The 3,564-nt window shown below is 47.5% G+C and carries 2 protein-coding genes and 1 pseudogene; all 3 read left to right on the forward strand.

Annotation, left to right across the window (positions count from 1 at the left end; genetic code table 11):
• Positions 1-66 precede the first annotated feature (66 nt).
• A pseudogene (locus tag FC18_RS07215) lies at positions 67-618 on the forward strand (XcbB/CpsF family capsular polysaccharide biosynthesis protein); the annotation flags it as partial.
• A gap of 54 nt (positions 619-672) precedes the next feature.
• Positions 673-2,208: a L,D-transpeptidase gene (locus tag FC18_RS12315; protein ID WP_225353779.1), complete on the forward strand. Its 1,536-nt coding sequence runs from the start codon at positions 673-675 to the stop codon at positions 2,206-2,208.
• Positions 2,209-2,321: 113 nt separating this feature from the next.
• Entirely contained in the window at positions 2,322-3,497 is a 1,176-nt protein-coding gene (locus tag FC18_RS07225; protein WP_054680682.1) for a glycoside hydrolase family 3 protein, read from the forward strand.
• Positions 3,498-3,564 lie beyond the last annotated feature (67 nt).

A 3,564-nucleotide genomic window follows, 5' to 3' on the forward strand; every position in this document is an offset into this window, starting at 1 on the left:
CATTGATTTAGATGTTATTTTCAGAAGTGGCTAACTTGTACTTGAAATTTACCAAAAGTATGTGAACAGAATGGTATTCACAAAGACGATGTGGTTCTCTATGGCGGATCAAAGGCGGGAACGGGTGCACTGTATCACGCACTAAAAGGTGACTATCAGGCTGTGGTTGTTGATCCGATATTTACGATGAGTAACTATATCAGTAGTGGTGATATTCATTTTCTAGAAGGTTATCTGCCTACAGACCTATTACCAACGATGCAAAAAGTTGCAGACGAGTGCGCTAATAAGTACGAAAAAATAATCATTGGCGCACCAAATGTCAAGATAAATTACGATGGGTATAGTCTGTTGAACAGCCCAGTTGTGACATTGTTAGATGTTTTTGATGAGCATATCAAAACACATCCTGACGTTGCAGCAAACAGCACGTTTGAACAGGTTGCTTGTATTAACACAATGCTGTTAAACTCAAAAAACTTGCATGCTTTGCAACAAAAGATTCGCAATAACGAATTCACTATTCCCGAACAAGAACCGTTGCTTAAGAAAGTTGATCATATTTCGATTATTCGACGTGGTTTGCGTAAGGTTGGACGTATGCTTTCAGAAGTATAAAGCTGACGGTAAAATGTAATGAAGAGAGTATACAAAACAAAGGGGTACACAACTTTGAAAAAATATAGAAATCGAATTTTAGCATTTAGCGTGATCATTGCGGTTTCGACTGCTGCTCTGCTGTCGCTAAGTACACCGAGTCATGCGGTTACCGCTGCAGATGACGGTAAGGAAAGCCAAACAACTGCGCTAGTAAGTTCTAACGATGATATTTCGACCACGGTTGTTAACGGGTATGCAACTGTTACTTCTTCAGTTTCAAAAATCTGGAGTGACCTGCACTGGAGCTCTTCTGTTCCATCTTCTAAGTACTATCACCAAACCTTCAGGTATGATCAAATTGCCACTCTTAAGAATGGCTCGCGTTACGTTCGGCTCATTTCAAGGTCAAACCAAGTAATCGGGTATTTGAATGTAGCCTGCACGGGCCGAACCAGCTATGCTCGCGGCATTGCAATTGATGGGACGGCATATGCGACTGTCACTACTAATTCTGGTAATATCTATAGCGATTTTGACTGGCATGTAGCAAGTAAACTATCAAAATATTACCACCAGACATTAAAGATAAAGCGTACTTATTACCACAGTAATGGCCAAGTGTATTACTCGATGTATACCTACACTGGACACTGGGTTGGTTATGTTAATTCAAACTATGTGACAAAAAGTGTGAGTGGATTTGTTGGCGCAGCAATCTCAACAAACCGCTATGTAACGATTGTCAAAAAGGGTTTAAGCATTTACGCTAACCTTGCCTGGAAAAAATCGGCAACCACAACCTCTAAAATCTTTACTACTTACCACGTAATTAGGGAATACCATCATGGTTCGGGTAGTATTTATTACCAGCTTAAGGACAAAAATGGTGTCGTTAAAGGCTATGTAAACTCTGCTGCAGTATACCAGGGTAGTGGACAGCAAGGAGCTGCGATTGGTTATCTTAAGTCTATTTCACTAACTGGATCATGCACAATTTGGAAAGACTTCTCATGGCATAAAGCCGCAAAACAGTACAGTAATTTAAAAGGCCAACAACTGAAGGTTAAGCGCTACTACCACCATTTGAATGGTAGTATCTACTACTCAGTTTACACAAAGTCCGGTTCGTGGATTGGTTATGTTAATGCGTCTGGCACAAAGAAGTACGTTGCCTCTAAGCAGTACACCGGCGCATTCTGGCTTAAGCCTTCTGAAAACAAGCCATACCCTAACTTAAATAACTACCCGAATGCATACTTCTCTGTATCTCAGGAAAAGCAGCGGGTTTACATTAAGGCTGCAAATGGTAAGACGCTTTACACCATGATTTGCTCCACCGGTCTTGGTAACAACACGCCAAACGGTTGGTACAAGATTCAAGCAGAACGGGGATTGGCCTTCAGTGGTGCTAACTACTGGACATCCTGGCTTAACCATGGTCAGTACCTGTTCCACACGGTGATTGTTAACCACGACCGTTCATACAACGTTGCTGCGGCGAAGAAGCTTGGGCACAAGGCTTCGCACGGTTGCATTCGGCTCCCAGTCCCTGACGCAATCTGGATTTACAAGAACGCACCAGTCGGTATGCGGGTACACATTTACTAATATTCAAGAAGAGAGAATCGTTTGCCGTTTTATCCGTAAACGGTTCTTTTTTCAACCCCAATGCCCCATAATCAGACACAGGAAGACGCAAAATTTGGAGCGCGTAAAAAATCATGAAGAAGAACCAACTACTAAAACAAACTCTGTCCATTGTGGCAGTGATGGCGGCCGCAGCGATGTTGACCGCGTGCGGCGGCACCAAGCAATCCGCCAAAAAGTCAAACACGAACACCAGCAAGTCCACGTCCAGCAAGAAGGCGCCCAAGCCCGTTAACGCCGCTGACGAGCAGATTAATACCATCATGAAGCACATGTCGCTGAAGGAAAAAGTCGGCCAGCTGTTCCTGGCGCGTGTGCCGGCAACCAACGCGGTTAGTGACGTGCAGACGTACCACCTAGGCGGTTACTTGCTGTTCGGCCAAGACATGGCGGGGCAGACGACCACGTCGCTCAAAACCAAAATTCAGTCATACCAGCAAAACAGCAAGATTCCGCTGCTGATTGGCTCTGACGAGGAGGGCGGTACGGTGACGCGGCTCAGTTCCAGCAAGCTGGTGACGCCGGCGTTCCGGTCGCCGCACAACTTGTACGTCAGTGGCGGGCTCAAGGCCCTGACGCAGGACGCGACGAATAAGGCACAGGTGCTGAAGGGGCTGGGCATCCAGATGCCAATGGCGCCGGTCGCGGACGTTGCGACGGACCCGGCCGCGTTTATCTACGCGCGGACGGTGGGCCTGGACGCTAAGGGGACGAGTGCGTACGTTAAGGCCTACGTCAAGGCGCTGCAGGACACCGGCGTGGCAGCAACGCTCAAACATTTCCCGGGTTATGGCAACAACAAGGACTCGCACGTGGACATCGTGACCGACACCCGCAGCATGCACGAACTCAAAACCGTCGATTTCAAGCCCTTCAAGGCCGGAATTAAGGCGGGTGCCGACAGCGTGCTGGTATCGCACAACATCGTGAATGCCATCGACAGCAAGCGGCCCGCATCGATTTCCGCCAAGGTGCACAAGGTGCTGCGCAAACAGTTGCACTTCAAGGGGGTCATCATGACCGACGACCTGGACATGCAGGGGCTGGCCAAGTTCACCGACCAGAACCACGCGGCGCTGGATGCACTCCAGTCCGGCAACGACCTGGTGATGACCTCGCACTACGCGACGCAGATTCCGTTCGTCATGACGGCAATCAAGAACGGCGACTACAGCAAGAAACAGCTGAACGCCTCCGTGCGCCGGGTGCTGAAGATGAAGCAGAAGCTGGGGATGCTGACGAGCTTCTAGCCTTATATTAATGGCTCTTCGTCAAGTAGAGTTGATAGAACTTTTTGAAAGCACTTGGACCTTAATT

Source organism: Lacticaseibacillus sharpeae JCM 1186 = DSM 20505 (assembly GCF_001436225.1).
GTDB lineage: Bacteria > Bacillota > Bacilli > Lactobacillales > Lactobacillaceae > Lacticaseibacillus > Lacticaseibacillus sharpeae.